Source organism: Paraburkholderia kururiensis JCM 10599 = LMG 19447 (genome assembly GCF_003986935.1).
Taxonomy (GTDB): Bacteria; Pseudomonadota; Gammaproteobacteria; order Burkholderiales; family Burkholderiaceae; genus Paraburkholderia; species Paraburkholderia kururiensis.
In genome coordinates this window covers 22728-39161 of the sequence record NZ_RJZE01000006.1, presented here as the reverse complement: position 1 = coordinate 39161, position 16434 = coordinate 22728, and the positions used below count along the sequence as shown (strand labels likewise).

The 16434-nt window shown below is 63.2% G+C and carries 15 protein-coding genes; 13 read left to right on the top strand and 2 right to left on the bottom strand.

Annotated features, from left to right (window positions below; all coding sequences use genetic code 11):
* Positions 1-101 precede the first annotated feature (101 nt).
* Together greA and PKKP23_RS08600 are read left to right on the top strand one after the other, a co-directional pair.
* The gene (gene greA / locus PKKP23_RS08605; protein WP_017776176.1) at positions 102-578 is read left to right on the top strand and encodes a transcription elongation factor GreA; all 477 of its coding nucleotides are present in this window, start codon (positions 102-104) and stop codon (positions 576-578) included.
* Between the two features lie 23 nt (positions 579-601).
* Entirely contained in the window at positions 602-1102 is a 501-nt protein-coding gene (locus tag PKKP23_RS08600) for a DUF4149 domain-containing protein (protein ID WP_126876595.1), read from the top strand.
* 78 nt (positions 1103-1180) lie between these two features.
* Here the strand turns inward: PKKP23_RS08600 and PKKP23_RS08595 are convergent, their stop codons facing one another.
* Positions 1181-1720 carry a YhbY family RNA-binding protein gene (locus PKKP23_RS08595; RefSeq protein ID WP_126876725.1) on the bottom strand — a complete coding sequence of 180 codons (540 nt, stop codon included), beginning with the start codon at positions 1718-1720 and terminating at the stop codon, positions 1181-1183.
* A 214-nt stretch (positions 1721-1934) separates the two neighbouring features.
* On the opposite strand from PKKP23_RS08595, the gene PKKP23_RS08590 reads away from it, so the two are divergent.
* The 11 genes from PKKP23_RS08590 to phoR all read left to right on the top strand — a co-directional run bounded on the left by PKKP23_RS08590 (position 1935) and on the right by phoR (position 14274).
* Entirely contained in the window at positions 1935-2609 is a 675-nt protein-coding gene (locus PKKP23_RS08590) for an RlmE family RNA methyltransferase (protein WP_017776179.1), read from the top strand.
* Positions 2610-2776: 167 nt separating this feature from the next.
* Entirely contained in the window at positions 2777-4672 is a 1896-nt protein-coding gene (ftsH, locus tag PKKP23_RS08585) for an ATP-dependent zinc metalloprotease FtsH (protein WP_126876594.1), read from the top strand.
* A 79-nt stretch (positions 4673-4751) separates the two neighbouring features.
* Entirely contained in the window at positions 4752-5639 is an 888-nt protein-coding gene (gene folP, locus PKKP23_RS08580; protein WP_126876593.1) for a dihydropteroate synthase, read from the top strand.
* Between the two features lie 42 nt (positions 5640-5681).
* Positions 5682-7040: a phosphoglucosamine mutase gene (glmM, locus tag PKKP23_RS08575; RefSeq protein ID WP_126876592.1), complete on the top strand. Its 1359-nt coding sequence runs from the start codon at positions 5682-5684 to the stop codon at positions 7038-7040.
* Positions 7041-7380: 340 nt separating this feature from the next.
* Positions 7381-8412 carry a phosphate ABC transporter substrate-binding protein PstS gene (gene pstS / locus PKKP23_RS08570; protein WP_126876591.1) on the top strand — a complete coding sequence of 344 codons (1032 nt, stop codon included), beginning with the start codon at positions 7381-7383 and terminating at the stop codon, positions 8410-8412.
* Between the two features lie 172 nt (positions 8413-8584).
* The gene (pstC, locus tag PKKP23_RS08565; protein WP_126876590.1) at positions 8585-9589 is read left to right on the top strand and encodes a phosphate ABC transporter permease PstC; all 1005 of its coding nucleotides are present in this window, start codon (positions 8585-8587) and stop codon (positions 9587-9589) included.
* Complete coding sequence (pstA, locus tag PKKP23_RS08560; protein WP_126876589.1) at positions 9586-10482, top strand: phosphate ABC transporter permease PstA; 897 nt, start codon at positions 9586-9588, stop codon at positions 10480-10482. Before pstC ends, pstA begins: the two co-directional genes overlap by 4 nt.
* Before the next feature lie 15 nt (positions 10483-10497).
* A complete protein-coding gene (gene pstB, locus PKKP23_RS08555) occupies positions 10498-11346 on the top strand; it encodes a phosphate ABC transporter ATP-binding protein PstB (RefSeq protein WP_042299817.1) in 849 nt (282 codons plus the stop codon).
* A 25-nt stretch (positions 11347-11371) separates the two neighbouring features.
* Positions 11372-12076 (top strand): phosphate signaling complex protein PhoU, encoded by a 705-nt coding sequence (gene phoU, locus PKKP23_RS08550; protein WP_017776187.1) that lies wholly within the window; start codon positions 11372-11374, stop codon positions 12074-12076.
* 28 nt (positions 12077-12104) lie between these two features.
* Positions 12105-12806, top strand: coding sequence for a phosphate regulon transcriptional regulator PhoB (gene phoB / locus PKKP23_RS08545; RefSeq protein ID WP_017776188.1), 702 nt, complete (start codon positions 12105-12107; stop codon positions 12804-12806).
* Positions 12807-12960: 154 nt separating this feature from the next.
* On the top strand, positions 12961-14274 hold the full coding sequence (gene phoR / locus PKKP23_RS08540) for a phosphate regulon sensor histidine kinase PhoR (protein ID WP_017776189.1): 1314 nt from the start codon (positions 12961-12963) through the stop codon (positions 14272-14274).
* 90 nt (positions 14275-14364) lie between these two features.
* On the opposite strand, the gene ppk1 is transcribed toward phoR, so the two are convergent.
* Entirely contained in the window at positions 14365-16428 is a 2064-nt protein-coding gene (ppk1, locus tag PKKP23_RS08535; RefSeq protein ID WP_126876588.1) for a polyphosphate kinase 1, read from the bottom strand.
* Between the last annotated feature and the right edge of the window lie 6 nt (positions 16429-16434).

The following is a 16434-nucleotide window of genomic DNA, read 5'->3' as shown; positions in this document are numbered from 1 at the left end:
GGCTACGGCCTGATACCAGCGTATCGTGGCCGGTTCCGCACCGGGATGCACTTAACCGCGGTGATTTTTTTTATGGCCGTTTTTGGCCACATGAGTCGTCTATGAGCACTATTCCCTTGACCAGACGTGGCGCGGATCAACTGCGCGACGAACTGCAGCGTCTTAAAACAGTCGAGCGTCCCGCTGTCATCAATTCGATCGCGGAAGCCCGCGCACAAGGTGACCTGTCGGAAAACGCCGAATACGATGCAGCCAAAGAAAAACAGGGCTTCATCGAAGGCCGCATTGCCGAGATCGAATCGAAGCTGGCAGCGGCGCAGGTCATCGATCCCGCCGCACTGGAAGCGGACGGCCGCGTCGTGTTCGCGGCAACGGTGGAACTCGAAGACCTTGAATCGGGCAAGACCGTGACGTATCAAATCGTCGGCGACGACGAAGCCGACCTCGAGCACGGCCTCATCTCCATCAGCTCGCCCATCGCGCGTGCGCTCATCGGCAAGTCGGAAGGCGACGTCGCCGCCGTGCAGGCGCCAAGCGGCGTGCGCGAGTACGAAATCATCGAAGTCCGTTACGTCTGAGCGGCGCCGTGCAGGTGTCCTCGATGCCTCACCGGGTATTCCGGCTCATCGTCGTAGTCTGGGTCGGCAGCTTGCTGACGATCGGCTACGCGGTCGCGCCCGTGCTGTTCACTTCGCTCGATCGCATGACGGCGGGCAGCGTCGCGGCGCAACTCTTTCGCATCGAAGCAGTGATCGGTGTGGTGTGCGGCGTGTTGCTGCTCGCGCTCGGCAATCTGCTCGTTCGGCGCGGTAACGATGTGTATCGCCGGCTGCGCTGGGTGATGACGGGCATGCTGGCGTGCGTGCTCGTCGGTTATTTCGGATTGCAGCCGTTCATGAATGCGCTGCGCGTAGCGGCCCTGAATGCCGGTACGGATGTGGGCCATTCCGCATATGCAAGCCGCTTCGGGCTGCTGCACGGCGTATCGAGTCTGTTCTATCTGGTGGAGAGTCTCTTCGGCCTCGCGCTGGTCTGGATGCTTCCCGGCAGCGCGACGCTCGCGGCGCCGCTCCGGTCGGGCGCACAGCGCGATGCTGCATAACCGCCTGGACGCGCTGGGGCCGTTTGACGCACCTCCGGCGAAAGGCGCGTAAGCGCCTTGCCGATTCCTGTTGCGGCCTTACTTGGTGCCCTGGTGCTGTCGTTTTGCGCCCGTCTGGCGCTTTTTCGCCCGTTTCACGTTGCCGCCCGCCGTCACGCGCTCATTGCCGCGTACCACGACGAGTTCGGGCCTGTTCCGGCGCATCGGGTTGTCGCTCGGCTTGACCACTTTGACGACGCGCGGCGCGCGGCCTTTCGGCGCGGCAGGCTCTGCGGCTCGCGCCTCGCGGGCGCCCGGAACGGCCGCTTTGCGAGCCGCACCGCGCCTCGCGGCGGGTTCGGCGGGCCGGCGCTTCCAGATCACGAGCAGCTTGCCGATGTGCTGGATCGGCGCGGCGTTGAGCCGGTCGCAAATTTCCTCGTAGATGGCGAGGCGCGTTTCGCGCTCGTCGCCGAACACGCGGATCTTGATGAGTTCATGGGCCGCGAGGTGCACCTTGATCTCTTTGAGAACGGCGTCGGTCAAGCCTTCGGCGCCGACGAGTACGACCGGTTTGAGCGCGTGCGCTTCGGAGCGCAGTGCGGCGCGTTGGTCGGAGGAGATTTGGAGGGCGGGCATGGCGGCTGTGGGAGTTCGGGACTCGACTAGAATGGCGGCGCCCGCTCGCCGCATGGGCGCGAGGAGCGGCTCGCCGGAACAAGGGAAAACGTGGGGGGAAGAAACAACCCGCAAGCAGCCCTGCGGCCCGGTACGGGCGAGGGCGGCAGCCACGTAAATAAAACGCGTATTATCCGCTAAAAGTGCGGCATCACGCAGCAACAGTTCAACGGTAATGGCAAAAAATCGATTCAACCAGTCGTGGCTGCACGACCACATCAACGACCCGTACGTGAAGATGGCGCAGCGGGAGGGGTATCGCGCCCGCGCCGCCTACAAGCTCAAAGAGATCGACGAGCAGGACAAGCTGATCCGGCCCGGTCAGGTCATCGTCGATCTTGGCGCTGCGCCGGGGAGTTGGAGCCAGTACGTGCGCAACAAGCTCGCGCAGGGCGGCCGACGCGACGCGGCGCGCCAGGGCGGTATCGACGGCACAATCATTGCGCTCGACCTGCTGCCCATGGAGCCCATTGCCGATGTCCATTTCATCGAGGGCGATTTCCGCGAGGAGAGCGTACTCGCCCAGCTTGAAGAAGTCGTGGGAGACCGGCCGGTGGACCTTGTAATTTCCGACATGGCACCCAACCTGTCCGGCGTGGCCGTTGCCGACGCCGCGCGCATCGAGCACGTTTGCGATCTGGCGCTGGAATTCGCCCAGCAGCACCTCAAGCCGGATGGCGCCCTTTTAGTCAAGTGCTTTCACGGCAGCGGGTATAGCCAGATCGTCGAGAAGTTCAAGCACCAGTTCAAAATCGTGGCGGCCCGCAAGCCGAAGGCGTCACGCGATAAATCGGCTGAAACGTTTATTTTGGGCAGACAGCTGAAACGTCCGGAAGCCCGCGACAAGTGACGGTTGCGGGGCATCGCCGGATGCCGCCAGGGCCGCTTCTGGCGCGGTTTCCGGCTATCCCTGCAGTAGCGATTCGTTATGGCAGGGGTCTGCGGACTGGATTAGAATGCTTTCGTGGTGCCGCAAGGCAAATGTAGGCGCCCGTCTATGAGTGAAGGAGTGGTGCTTTGAACAACAACATGTTTTCGAAGGCAGCAGTGTGGCTGGTCATCGCACTGGTGCTGTTTACTGTGTTCAAGCAGTTCGATAAGCCCCGCGTCCAGGAAGGCGTTTCGTATTCGCAGTTCATGGACGACGCCAAGAACGGTAAGGTCAAGAGCGTTATCGTGCAGGGGCGGAACCTCACGGTCACTCCGTCAGACGGCCAGAAGTATCAGATCGTGTCGCCCGGCGACATCTGGATGGTCGGCGATTTGATGAAGTATGGCGTCCAGGTGAGCGGCAAGGCCGATGAAGAACCCAACGCGCTTGTCTCGGCGCTGTATTACCTTGGACCAACCATCCTCATCATCGGCTTCTGGTTTTACATGATGCGACAGATGCAGGGGGGCGGAAAAGGCGGGGCCTTTTCGTTCGGCAAGTCCCGCGCGCGCCTGATCGACGAGAACAACAACGCTGTCAATTTCTCCGACGTCGCCGGCTGCGACGAAGCCAAGGAAGAAGTATCCGAACTTGTGGACTTCCTGCGCGATCCGCAGAAGTTCCAGAAGCTGGGCGGTCGCATCCCGCGCGGCGTGTTGCTCGTCGGCCCTCCGGGTACCGGCAAGACGTTGCTTGCGCGCGCTATCGCAGGCGAAGCAAAGGTGCCGTTCTTCAGCATCTCGGGTTCCGACTTCGTTGAGATGTTCGTCGGCGTGGGCGCGGCGCGCGTGCGCGACATGTTCGAGCAGGCGAAGAAGCATGCGCCGTGTATCGTGTTCATCGACGAAATCGATGCGGTGGGTCGTCATCGTGGCGCCGGTATGGGCGGCGGCAACGACGAGCGCGAACAGACGCTGAACCAGATGCTCGTGGAAATGGACGGCTTCGAAGCGAATTCCGGCGTGATCGTGATTGCTGCGACGAACCGCTCCGACGTGCTCGACAAGGCGTTGCTGCGTCCGGGCCGTTTCGACCGCCAGGTGTATGTCGGCCTGCCCGACATTCGCGGTCGCGAACACATCATGAAGGTGCATTTGCGCAAGGTGCCCATTGCGAACGACGTAGATGCGGCGGTGATCGCACGCGGCACGCCGGGCTTCTCGGGCGCCGATCTCGCGAATCTCGTGAACGAGGCTGCGCTCTTCGCGGCCCGCCGCGGCAAGCGCATCGTCGAAATGCAGGACTTCGAAGACGCGAAGGACAAGATTTTCATGGGTCCGGAGCGCAAGTCGGCCGTGATCCGTGAGGACGCGAAGCGTGCCACGGCGTACCACGAGTCGGGCCACGCCGTGATCGCAAAACTGCTGCCGAAGGCGGACCCGGTGCACAAGGTCACGATCATTCCGCGTGGCCGGGCGCTCGGCGTTACGTGGCAGCTGCCTGAGCACGACAACGAAACGTACTCGAAGGACTACCTGCTCGATCGTCTTGCGATCCTGTTTGGTGGGCGTGCAGCCGAAGAACTGTTCCTGAACCTGATCAGCACAGGCGCGTCTGACGACTTCAACAAGGCGACGCAGACGGCACGCGCCATGGTGGCCCGTTTCGGCATGACGGACGCGCTGGGGCCGATGGTGTATGTCGACGACGAGAACGACGCTTCGCCGTTCGGCCGCGGGTTCACGCGTACGATTTCCGAGGCGACGCAGCAGAAGGTCGATGCCGAAATCCGTCACGTGCTCGACGAGCAGTACAGCCTCGCAAGGCGTCTGCTCGAAGAGAACCGCGACAAGGTTGAGGCGATGACCGCCGCGCTGATGGAGTGGGAGACGATCGATGCCGATCAGATCAACGACATCATGGCGGGCCGTCCGCCGCGCTCGCCGAAGAGCGCGCCGCCGCCGGCCAGCGACGCCTCATCGTCCGGTGGCAGCAATACGGGCACCGAGGTCAAGCCGGGCAGCGCTGCCGCACCGGCGTAATAGAGGCCGCATAACGTACGGGCCGGTGTGACACCACACCGGCCCGTTTTGCATTCCTAGTCACGTCGAAAGCGTTTTCGTGTCCAGCATCGAATCGCGGTCTTATCCGCTTCCCGCGCCGCTACAGTGCGGCCGCTTTACCCTGTCGTTCGAGCGTCCGCTCGTGATGGGCATTCTCAACGTCACGCCCGATTCCTTCTCCGACGGCGGCAAGTTCATTGCCCGCGGCGACGCTTTGCGTCAGGCCGAGCGGATGATGCTCGATGGCGTCGATTTGATCGACATCGGCGGCGAATCGACGCGGCCGGGTGCGCCACCCGTGCCGCTCGACGAAGAACTCGAACGCGTGATTCCCATGATCGAGCAATTGCGCGACGCGAACGTGCCGTTGTCCATCGATACCTACAAGCCCGAAGTGATGCGGCAGGCATTGGCCGCGGACGCCGACCTGATCAACGACGTCTGGGGTTTCCGGCTGCCGGGCGCAATCGACGCGGTTCGCGACAGCCGCTGCGGCCTGTGTGCAATGCACATGCTTGGCGAGCCGCAAACCATGCAGCGCGGCGAGCCGGCGTATACGAACGTGGTGGACGACGTGCGTCAGTTTCTCGAAGAGCGCGTGCGCGCGCTGACTGACGCGGGCATCGCGCGCGAGCGCATCAGCGTCGATCCGGGCTTTGGTTTTGGCAAGTCCGTGGTCGAGCACAACTACGCGCTGCTCGCGCATTTGCGCGACACAGCGCCGCAGGCCGATCCGCCGTTCCCGATTCTGGTCGGCATGTCGCGCAAGTCGATGCTGGGCGCGGTCACGGGTCGTTCGACCCCTGACCGCATGGCGGCGAGTGTGGCCGCCGCCGTGTGCGCAGCGGAACGGGGGGCTGCGATCATCCGCGTGCACGACGTGGCACCGACGGTGGACGCATTGAAAGTTTGGGCAACAGTGCGCGACGCGGCACGCCGCGTTTGATCCGCACGGGCCCTCAATATAAGGAAGGGAGGACCACAAGCAATGGCACGTCGCTATTTCGGTACAGATGGCATTCGAGGCAAAGTCGGTGCGGCGCCGATCACCCCGGATTTCGTGTTGCGCCTCGGCTTTGCTGCGGGCAAGGTGCTTGCCGGTGCGGACCGCTGGGCTAAGTCGGGTACTCGCCCCACGGTATTGATCGGCAAGGACACACGCGTTTCGGGCTATATGCTCGAAGCGGCGCTCGAATCGGGTTTCTCTGCGGCCGGCGTCGACGTGATGCTTGCCGGCCCGATGCCAACGCCTGGCATCGCGTATCTCACGCGCGCGTTGCGCCTCGCGGCGGGCGTCGTCATCAGTGCCTCGCACAATCCGTACTACGACAACGGCATCAAGTTCTTCTCGGCGGACGGCAACAAGCTGCCCGACGAGGTCGAACTCCAGATCGAAGAGCAACTCGAGAAGCCGCTCGACTGCGCGCCGTCGGAGCAACTGGGCAAGGCCCGGCGCCTCGATGACGCGGCGGGCCGCTACATCGAGTTCTGCAAGGGCACCTTTCCTCAGACGTTCGACCTGCGCGGCATGAAGCTCGTCGTCGATTGCGCCCACGGCGCGGCCTATCACATCGCGCCGCACGTGTTCCATGAGCTGGGTGCGGACGTGATCCCGATCGGCGTCGCGCCGAACGGTTTCAACATCAACGACGGTGTGGGCGCCACTGCGCCGGACGCATTGGTGCGCGCGGTGCGCGCGAACCACGCGGACCTCGGTATCGCGCTGGACGGCGATGCGGACCGCCTGCAGGTCGTGGACGCAGCCGGCCGCCTCTATAACGGCGACGAACTGCTTTACGTACTGGTCCAGGATCGCATCGCGACAGAGGGCAAGGTCGAAGGCGCCGTCGGCACGTTGATGACGAACATGGCCGTCGAAGTCGCGCTGCAGCGTGCCGGGGTGAAGTTCGTGCGCGCAGCGGTGGGCGACCGTTACGTGCTCGAGCAGCTGCGCGAGCACGGCTGGCAGCTGGGCGCCGAAGGGTCGGGTCACATTCTGTCGCTGGATCGCCATTCCACGGGCGACGGCATCGTGTCGGCGCTGCTCGTGCTCGCGGCGATGAAGCGCAGTGGTCGCACGCTCGCCCAACTGCTCGAAGGCGTGAAGCTGTTTCCGCAGAAGCTCATCAATGTGCGGATGCAGCCCGGTTCGGACTGGAAGGGCAGCGACGCGATTCGCCACGCGATTCGCGAGGCCGAGAGCGCGCTGGCCGATCGCGGCCGCGTGCTGATCCGCGCCTCGGGCACCGAGCCCGTGCTGCGCGTCATGGTGGAGGCGCAGGCGGAGCAGGACGCCGTGCGCCATGCCGAAGCCATCGCCGACGTGGTGAAGCGCGCGACGGCGTAATCATCAGGCCAGCCAGGCCGATTCACGAGCGACACGCGACGCAATGCCGCCGCGGCGTCGCGCCCGCTGCACCAACTTTGTGTACGATTCGCGTCGACGCGGGGTTCGCGAGGCGTTCTGCGCAAACGTTCGCGCCGCCCATGCCCCTCCCGCGAAAGTCCCGCCACGCCTGGCTCAACGCCGCGTAATCGCCAAACGAAGCACCCGCTTAACCGCGCGATTTCGCTTTCATCCAGTAATAAGAATGTCATGTGACTTTCACGTAACGTCACGTTACTGTCATAAAGAGACCCTAAGCTTCGCGGTGTTGTGTCATCCGCTCACACCACTGGAGGTCTCAATGAAATTGATGCAAACCGCGCTTGCTGGCATGGCTGGCGCGCTCTTCGCGATCGCCGCACATGCTACCGACATCACCGGCGCGGGCAGCACCTTCGCAGCACCCATCTATACGAAGTGGGCCGACGCCTACCAGAAATCGGGTGGCGGCAAGGTCAACTATCAAGGCATCGGTTCGTCGGGCGGTCTCAAGCAGATCATCGCCAAGACGGTCGACTTCGCCGGTTCGGACGCTCCTCTGAAGGACGACGAACTCGAGAAGCAAGGCCTCTTCCAGTTCCCGACGGTGGTGGGCGGCGTCGTGCCGGCGATCAACGTGCCGGGCGTGAAGGCCGGCGAACTCGTTCTGTCGGGTGAAGTGCTGGGCGACATCTACCTCGGCAAGATCAAGAAGTGGAATGATCCGGCCATCGCCGCGCTGAATCCGAAGGTCAAGCTGCCGGATCTCGACATCGCCGTGGTGCGCCGTGCCGACGGTTCGGGCACGAGCTTCATCTGGACCGACTACCTCTCGAAGGTGAACACCGAGTGGAAGTCGAAAGTGGGCGAAGGTACGACGGTGAACTGGCCGGTCGGTACGGGTGGCAAGGGCAACGACGGCGTTGCGGCCTTCGTGCAGCGTCTGCCGGGCTCGATCGGCTACGTCGAGTGGGCGTACGCCAAGCAAAATCACATGGTCTACACTTCCCTGAAGAACGCGTCGGGTGCGGTTGTCGAGCCCACCACCGAAACGTTCAAGGCCGCAGCCGCGGGCGCAGACTGGAAGAAGTCGTTCTACCAGATCCTGACCAACGAGCCGGGCAAGAACGCATGGCCGGTCGTCGGCGCGACGTTCGTGCTGCTGCATACGGCGCAGGACAAGCCGGATAGCGGCAAGGAAACGCTGAAGTTCTTCGACTGGGCGTTCAAGAACGGCACGGAAGCAGCGGATCAGCTCGACTACATCTCGCTGCCGGCGTCGGTCGTGAGCGAAATCCGCACGCAGTGGAAGGCGAAGGTGAAGGACACTTCCGGCAAGGCCATCGCCGAGTAAGTCGTCAGCGCCGGTTCGGGGCTGTGCCGTGTGGCGCAGCCTCGGTGATCCGGTTGTGCGCCGCTTCGCCCCGGGTTTCTGGGCGAGGCGGCTTGCGGTTTCCGTATGCCCGTCTTTACCTGGCTGCACGCCGACGCAATGCGTCGCCGGGCGGCTTCTGAAACAGGCCAACATGTCCGACATCCAACTCGCGCCCGGCGTCACCCGCCCGGCTCCGCCAGGAGGCTCGGCGCAGCAGAAGGCGCCCAGCCCTCTCGGCGACGTCATCTTCGGCAGCCTGACCCGCCTCGCGGCCATCGTCACGTTACTGCTGCTCGGCGGCATTATTGTGTCGCTGATCGTTTCGTCGATGCCGACCATCGAGAAGTTCGGCCTGCGCTTTCTCTGGACGGCCGAGTGGGATCCTCCTTCTGAACAGTTCGGCGCGCTCGTGCCCATTTACGGCACCATCGCGACCTCGCTGATCGCGCTCATCATCGCGGTGCCCGTGAGCTTCGGCATCGCGCTCTTCCTGACCGAGCTGTCGCCCGCCTGGCTGCGCCGGCCGCTTGGCATCGCCATCGAACTGCTGGCCGCCATTCCGTCGATCGTGTACGGCATGTGGGGTTTGCTCGTGTTCTCCCCGATCTTCGCCGCGTGGTTCGAAAAGCCGCTCGGCACGTTGCTTGGCGGCATTCCGATCGTCGGCGCGCTGTTCCAGGGCGCGCCTATCGGCATCGGTATTCTGTGCGCGGGCGTGATTCTCGCCATCATGATCATTCCGTACATCGCCTCGGTGATGCGCGACGTGTTCGAAGTGACGCCCGTGCTGCTCAAGGAGTCGGCATACGGCATCGGCTGCACGACGTGGGAAGTCATGTGGAAGATCGTGCTGCCGTTCACCAAGTCCGGCGTGATCGGCGGCGTCATGCTGGGCCTCGGCCGCGCACTCGGCGAAACGATGGCGGTGACGTTCGTGATCGGCAACACCAATCTGCTCGACAACGTCTCGCTGTTCTCGCCCGGCAACAGCATCACCTCGGCACTCGCCAACGAGTTCGCCGAAGCAAGCCCTGGCCTGCATACGTCCGCGCTTATGGAACTCGGTCTCATCCTGTTCGTGATCACGTTCATCGTGCTCGCAATCTCGAAGCTCCTGCTGCTGCGCCTCGAAAAAGCGGAGGGTGGTCGGTCATGAGCGAAACGCAGATGAAAATTCCGGGCGCGATCTACGGCGAAAAGCTCGAAACGATGCGTGCGCGGCTGCAACGCCGCCGCCGCACGGTCAACGCCATCGCGCTCTCGCTCTCCCTCGCGGCCATGGCGTTCGGCCTGCTGTGGCTCGTGTGGATTCTGTTCACGACGCTTCAGCTCGGTGTGGGCGGCCTCTCGGTGCAGCTCTTCACGCAATCCACGCCGCCACCGAATACCGACGGCGGTGGTCTTGCCAACGCGATCGTGGGCAGCCTGTTGCTCGTGGTGATCGCGACGTTCGTGGGCACGCCGATCGGCATTCTCGCTGGCGTGTATCTGGCCGAATACGGCCAGAAGAGCTGGCTTGCGAGCGTCACGCGCTTCATCAACGACATCCTGCTGTCGGCGCCGTCGATCGTCGTGGGCCTCTTCGTCTACGCGCTCTTCGTGGCGAAGATGGGGCACTTCAGCGGCTGGGCCGGCGTGATCTCGCTCGCGCTGCTGCAAATTCCCATCGTGATCCGCACGACCGAGAACATGCTCAAGCTCGTGCCGAACGCGCTGCGCGAGGCTGCCTTCGCACTGGGTACGCCGAAGTGGAAGATGGTGATGTCGATCACGCTGAAGGCGTCGGTGGCGGGCATCATCACCGGCGTGTTGCTGGCCGTTGCCCGTATTGCCGGCGAAACGGCGCCGCTGCTCTTCACGGCGCTGTCCAACCAGTTCTTCTCGTGGGACATGAACCAGCCGATGGCGAACCTTCCGGTCACCATCTTCAAGTTCGCGATGAGCCCGTTCGCGCAATGGCAGTCGCTCGCGTGGGCAGGCGTTTTCCTGATTACGCTCGGGGTGCTGGGACTCAATATCCTCGCACGCACGGTCTTTTCGAAAAAGTAAGGGCGGAGCAATCCGATGAACATGGCAGAGACTCACCTGAACACCGATGGCCGTGCCACGACGCCTGCTGGCATGGACCCCGCCCAGGGCACGCAAGCGAAGCCGATGGGTGCCGCGAAGATCGAGGTCAAAGACCTGAACTTCTTCTACGGCAAATACCACGCCCTGAAGAACATCAACCTGAGCATTCCCGAAGGTAAGGTGACCGCGTTCATCGGTCCATCGGGCTGTGGCAAATCCACGTTGCTGCGCACGTTCAACAAGATGTTCGCGCTCTATCCGGAGCAGCGCGCCGAAGGCGAAATCCTGATGGACGGCGAGAACCTGCTCACCACGAAGCGCGACATCTCGCTCTTGCGTGCGCGTATCGGCATGGTGTTCCAGAAGCCGACGCCGTTTCCGATGTCGATCTACGACAACATCGCGTTCGGCGTGAAGATGTTCGAAACGCTGTCGCGCTCGGAGATGGACGACCGCGTCGAATGGGCGCTCACGAAGGCGGCGCTGTGGAGCGAAGTGAAGGACAAGCTGGGGCAGAGCGGCTACGGCCTCTCGGGCGGCCAGCAGCAGCGCCTGTGCATTGCGCGCGGCATCGCCATTCGTCCCGAAGTGCTGCTGCTCGACGAACCGTGCTCGGCGCTCGACCCGATCTCCACGGGCCGCATCGAAGAGCTGATCGCCGAACTGAAGAGCGACTACACCGTCGTGATCGTCACGCACAACATGCAGCAGGCCGCGCGTTGTTCAGACTACACGGCGTATATGTATCTCGGAGAACTGATCGAATTCGGCGACACCGAGAAGATCTTCATCAAGCCGGTCCGCAAGGAAACGGAAGACTACATCACCGGCCGTTTCGGCTGATTCCCGCCGCCGTGAGGAGCACGACATGTCCGACAAACATCTCTCCAGCCAGTTCGACGCCGACCTGAACCTCGTTTCATCGAAGGTGCTCGAAATGGGCGGCCTCGTGGAATCGCAGATCGTCCACGCCATGCAGGCGCTCAACGCGTTCGATACCGAGATCGCCGACCAGGTGATCACGAACGAAGAGCGCGTGAACACGATGGAAATCGAGATCGACGAGGAATGCAGCAACATCATCGCGCGCCGCCAGCCGGCTGCACGCGATCTGCGCCTGCTGCTCGCCATCTCGAAGACGATTACGAACCTCGAGCGCGCCGGCGACGAGGCGGAAAAGATCGCCAAGCGCCTCAAGCGCCTGACCGAAGACGGCGCGGCGCGCACGGTCAACATCGCCGAGATCAAGGTCTCCGGTGAGATGGCCGTCTCGATCCTGCGTCGCGCACTCGACGCGTTCGCGCGCCTCGACACGGTGGCCGCCGCGCAGATCGTGCGCGACGACAAGGCGATCGACGAGGAATTCCGCGCTTTCGTGCGCAAGCTCGTGACGTACATGATGGAAGATCCGCGCACCATCAGCGCGGGCCTCGAATTCCTGTTCATCGCAAAGGCGATCGAGCGCATCGGCGACCACGCGAAGAACATCGCGGAATTCATCATCTACATCGTGAAGGGCACGGACGTGCGACACAAGTCGCGCGACGCGCTCGAACGTGAAGCGCTCAGCTAATTCTTTTCGCAAAGGTCAAGAGGTGCCGATGCCCAGCAGCATTCTTGTCATCGAAGACGAACCCGCGATTTCCGAGCTCATTTCGGTGAACCTCCAGCATGCGGGCCATTGCCCCATTCGCGCGTACAACGCGGAGCAGGCGCAGAACCTGATCAGCGACGTGCTGCCCGACCTCATCCTGCTCGACTGGATGTTGCCGGGCAAGTCGGGCATCGCCTTCGCCCGCGATCTGCGCAACAACGAGCGCACGAGGCACATCCCCATCATCATGCTGACCGCGCGCGGCGACGAGCAGGACAAGGTGTTGGGTCTCGAGATCGGTGCGGACGACTACGTGACCAAGCCGTTCTCGCCGAAGGAACTGATGGCGCGCATCAAGGCGGTGCTGCGCCGCCGCGCGCCGCAGTTGACCGAGGACGTCGTGGCGATCAACGGCCTCAAGCTCGATCCCGCCACGCATCGTGTGGCGGCCCATTCGGACGGCAGCGAAATCAAGCTCGACCTGGGTCCGACCGAATTCCGTCTGCTGCATTTCTTCATGACGCATCCGGAACGCGTGCACAGCCGTACGCAGTTGCTCGACCAGGTATGGGGCGACCACGTGTTCGTCGAAGAACGCACGGTGGACGTCCATATCAAGCGGCTGCGGGCGGCCCTCAAGCCCGCGGGCTGCGATGCGATGATCGAAACGGTGCGCGGCAGCGGCTACCGTCTCGCGAAGAGCGCCTGAAAGAAGCGTTCGCGGCGCCGGCAGCCAGCGACCAGCGACGTACCGCCGGAGCGTACCCCTATAATCAGAACGACAACCCGGCGGAGCGCGTAACAGCGTCCCGCCGTTTCTTCGCGCGGACGTGTTGCGCGTAACGCTTTCCATCGCTACATCCATGAACATCATCTGGGTGCGCTCCATCGTGTCGGTCGTGCTGCTGGCTGTGCTGTGTGCAGGCGTCGGCGCGTTCTTCGGCATCGAGGCGGCCTTGATTCTCGCCGTCGTCGTGCTGCTCGCGCAGGGCTTCTTCAGCACGTTTCACAAGCAGCAGCTCTGGCGGCTGCTCGATGCCCCCGTGTACGGCGAGGTGCCGAGCGCGCCCGGCGTGTGGGGTGAAATCTATTACCGGCTGCACAAGCTCGCGAAGCGCTGGCATGCGCAGGTGCGGCAGGTGGAACAGCAGCACTCGCGCTTCATCCAGGCGATCCAGGCGTCGCCGAACGGCGTGGCGATGCTCGACGACCACGACCAGATCGAGTGGTGCAACGCGATTGCCGAAGTGCATTTCGGACTGGACGCGAAGCGCGACCTGCGCCAGCACATCACACATCTCGTGCGACAGCCCGAGTTCGTGCGCTATCTGAATTCGCAGCAGTACGACGAGATGCTGATCATGCGCGGCATGGGCGAGAAGCGGCAGAACGTGCTGTCGGTGCAGGTGTTTCCGTACGGCGAGAACCGCAAGCTCGTGCTCTCGCAGGACATCACGGAACTCGAACGAACCGATTCGATGCGACGCGACTTCGTGGCCAACGTGTCGCACGAACTGAAGACACCGCTCACGGTGCTGTCGGGCTTTCTCGAAACCATGCGCGAACTGCCGCTCAGCGAATCCGAACGCACACGCTACCTCGACATGATGGAGCAGCAGGCCTCGCGCATGCGCCACATCGTGACGGATCTGCTCGTGCTCGCGAAGCTCGAAGGCGAAGCCAAGCCGCCTGGCGAGCGGCTCGTCGACATGTCTGCCGTGCTGCGGCACGTGCGCGACGATGCCAGCACGCTCTCCGAAGACCGGCATCGCATCACGTATGACATCGACGAAGGGCTCACGGTCAAAGGTGCGGAAACCGAGATTCTGAGTGCGCTTGGCAATCTCGTCATGAACGCGATCCGCTACACGCCGGACGGTGGCAAGGTGCACGTCGACTGGCACATGGAAGGCAACACCGCGGTGTTTTCGGTGACAGACAGCGGCCTGGGCATTCCCGCGGCCGACATTCCGCGTCTGACCGAGCGGTTCTATCGTGTGGACCGCAGCCGTTCGCGCGACACGGGCGGCACGGGTCTTGGGCTGGCCATCGTCAAGCACGTGCTGCAACGGCACGATGCGCAGCTCGAAGTGAAGAGCGAGGAAGGGCGGGGCAGCAAGTTCACGGTGCGGTTCCCCGCTGTACGCACGGCGCGCTGCCAGACCACTGCGGCTTGAGGTTGCGCCTGCGCGGCCGCAACTGAGGCGCGGTAAGTCACGTAAGTCACGATACGGCCGGCGCGACGCCGGCCGTATCGCTTCAGCAACTCACGAACAGAACTTCGCGAGCAGGCTCAGTTGAGCATTGCGCGACGACTTGCCGGGGCGGCGCCGGCGATAGTGCCCGTCACTCTGCATGAGCCACGCCGACTGATTGTCCCCCAGGTACACCGAGAGCCCTTCCGCAATCACGCGTCGCTTCAGGCGCCGGTTCTTGATCGGGAACGCTACTTCCACGCGACGGAACAGATTGCGGTCCATCCAGTCGGCGCTCGAAAGGTAGACGTTCTCTTCACCGCCCGCATAGAAGTAGTAGATGCGATGGTGCTCGAGAAAGCGTCCTACGATGGAGCGCACCGTGATGTTCTCGGAGAGTCCCTCCACGCCGGGCTGTAGCGCGCACACGCCACGCACGATCAAGTCGATCTTTACGCCGGCCTGCGATGCTTCGTAGAGCTCGTCAATGACGCTCGGCTCGAGCAGCGCATTCATCTTCGCCACGATGCGCGCCTTCTTGCCTGCACGGGCGTGCTCGGCTTCGGCGCGAATCGAGCGAATCAGTTGCGGGTGCAGCGTGAACGGCGATTGCCACAGATCGTGCAGAGCGAGCTCGCCACCAATACCCGTCAGTTCCTGGAACACGTGGTGCACGTCTTCGCAGATCTTCGGGTCCGCGGTCATCAAACCGAAGTCGGTATAGAGGCGCGCCGTGCGCGGATGGTAGTTGCCCGTGCCCAGGTGCACGTAGCGCTTGAGGACCATCTTGCCGTTCATGGGCGTGCGCCGCACGATCAGCATCATCTTCGCGTGGCACTTGTGGCCCACCACGCCGTACACCACGTGCGCGCCCACCGCTTCGAGCTGCGACGCCCAGTTGATGTTGGTTTCCTCGTCGAAGCGCGCGAGCAGTTCCACCACCACGGTCACTTCCTTGCCGTTGCGCGCGGCCTGCATCAGCGCATCCATCAGCGGCGAGTCGGTGCCGGTACGGTAGATGGTCTGCTTGATGGCGACGACGTTCGGGTCTTTTGCGGCTTGAAGCAACAATTCCAGCACGGGCTGGAAACTCTCGTACGGATGATGCAGCAGCACGTCGCCCTGATCGATCACGTCGAAGAGACTCGTGCTGGCCGCGACCTGCGAGGGGATCGCCGGAATATGCGGGACGAACTTGAGGTCGGGCCGGTCCACCATCTCGGGCAGCTGCATGAGCCGCACCAGATTCACGGGACCGTCGACGTAGTAGCAATCCTTTTCCGAGAGCGCGCTTTCGTCGAGCAGGCGTTTGACGAGATGCGGCGGCGTTTCCGCGGAGACCTCGAGCCGCACTGCGTTGCCGAGGTGCCGCGCGGGCAGTTCGCCTTGCAGCGCAACACGCAGGTTCGTGATTTCGTCTTCGTCGACGAAGAGTTCGCTGTTGCGCGTAATGCGGAACTGGTTGCAACTGCGTACGACGAGATTCGGAAAGAGTTCGTTCACGAAGCGCTGCAGCAGCGAACTCAGCAGCACGAAACCGTGGGCGAAGCCGGAGAGTTCTTGCGGCATGCGCACGAGCCGCGGCAGCGCGCGCGGCGCCTGAACGATGCCCATCATCGCCTGGCGGCCGAAAGCGTCTTTGCCTTCCAGCTCGACCACGAAATTCAGGCTCTTGTTAAGCACGCGCGGAAAAGGATGTGCGGGATCGAGCCCGATGGGCGTGAGCACCGGCAGCAGTTCATCGAGGAAATAGCCGCGTGCCCATTCCGTCTGCGCTTCGTTCCACGCTTCGGTGCCGTGGAAATAGATGCCTTCCTGTTCGAGGGCGGGCAGCACGGTCTCGTGCAGCATGGCGTACTGGCGATGCACGAGCTTCTGGGCGCGTTCGACCACGAGGTCGTACACATGCTGCAGCGACATGCCGTCGGGCGAGAGCGCGCCCGGATTGTCACGCATCTGTTCGTGCAGCCCCGCCATGCGCACCTCGAAAAACTCGTCGAGATTGCTGCTCGTGATGCAGATGAAACGCAGCCGTTCGAGAAGCGGCACGGCGGGGTCGGCGGCTTGCGCGAGCACGCGCTCATTGAAGCCCAGGATGCCCAGTTCGCGATTGAGAAGGGGGTAGCGGGCGGACATCGGTTG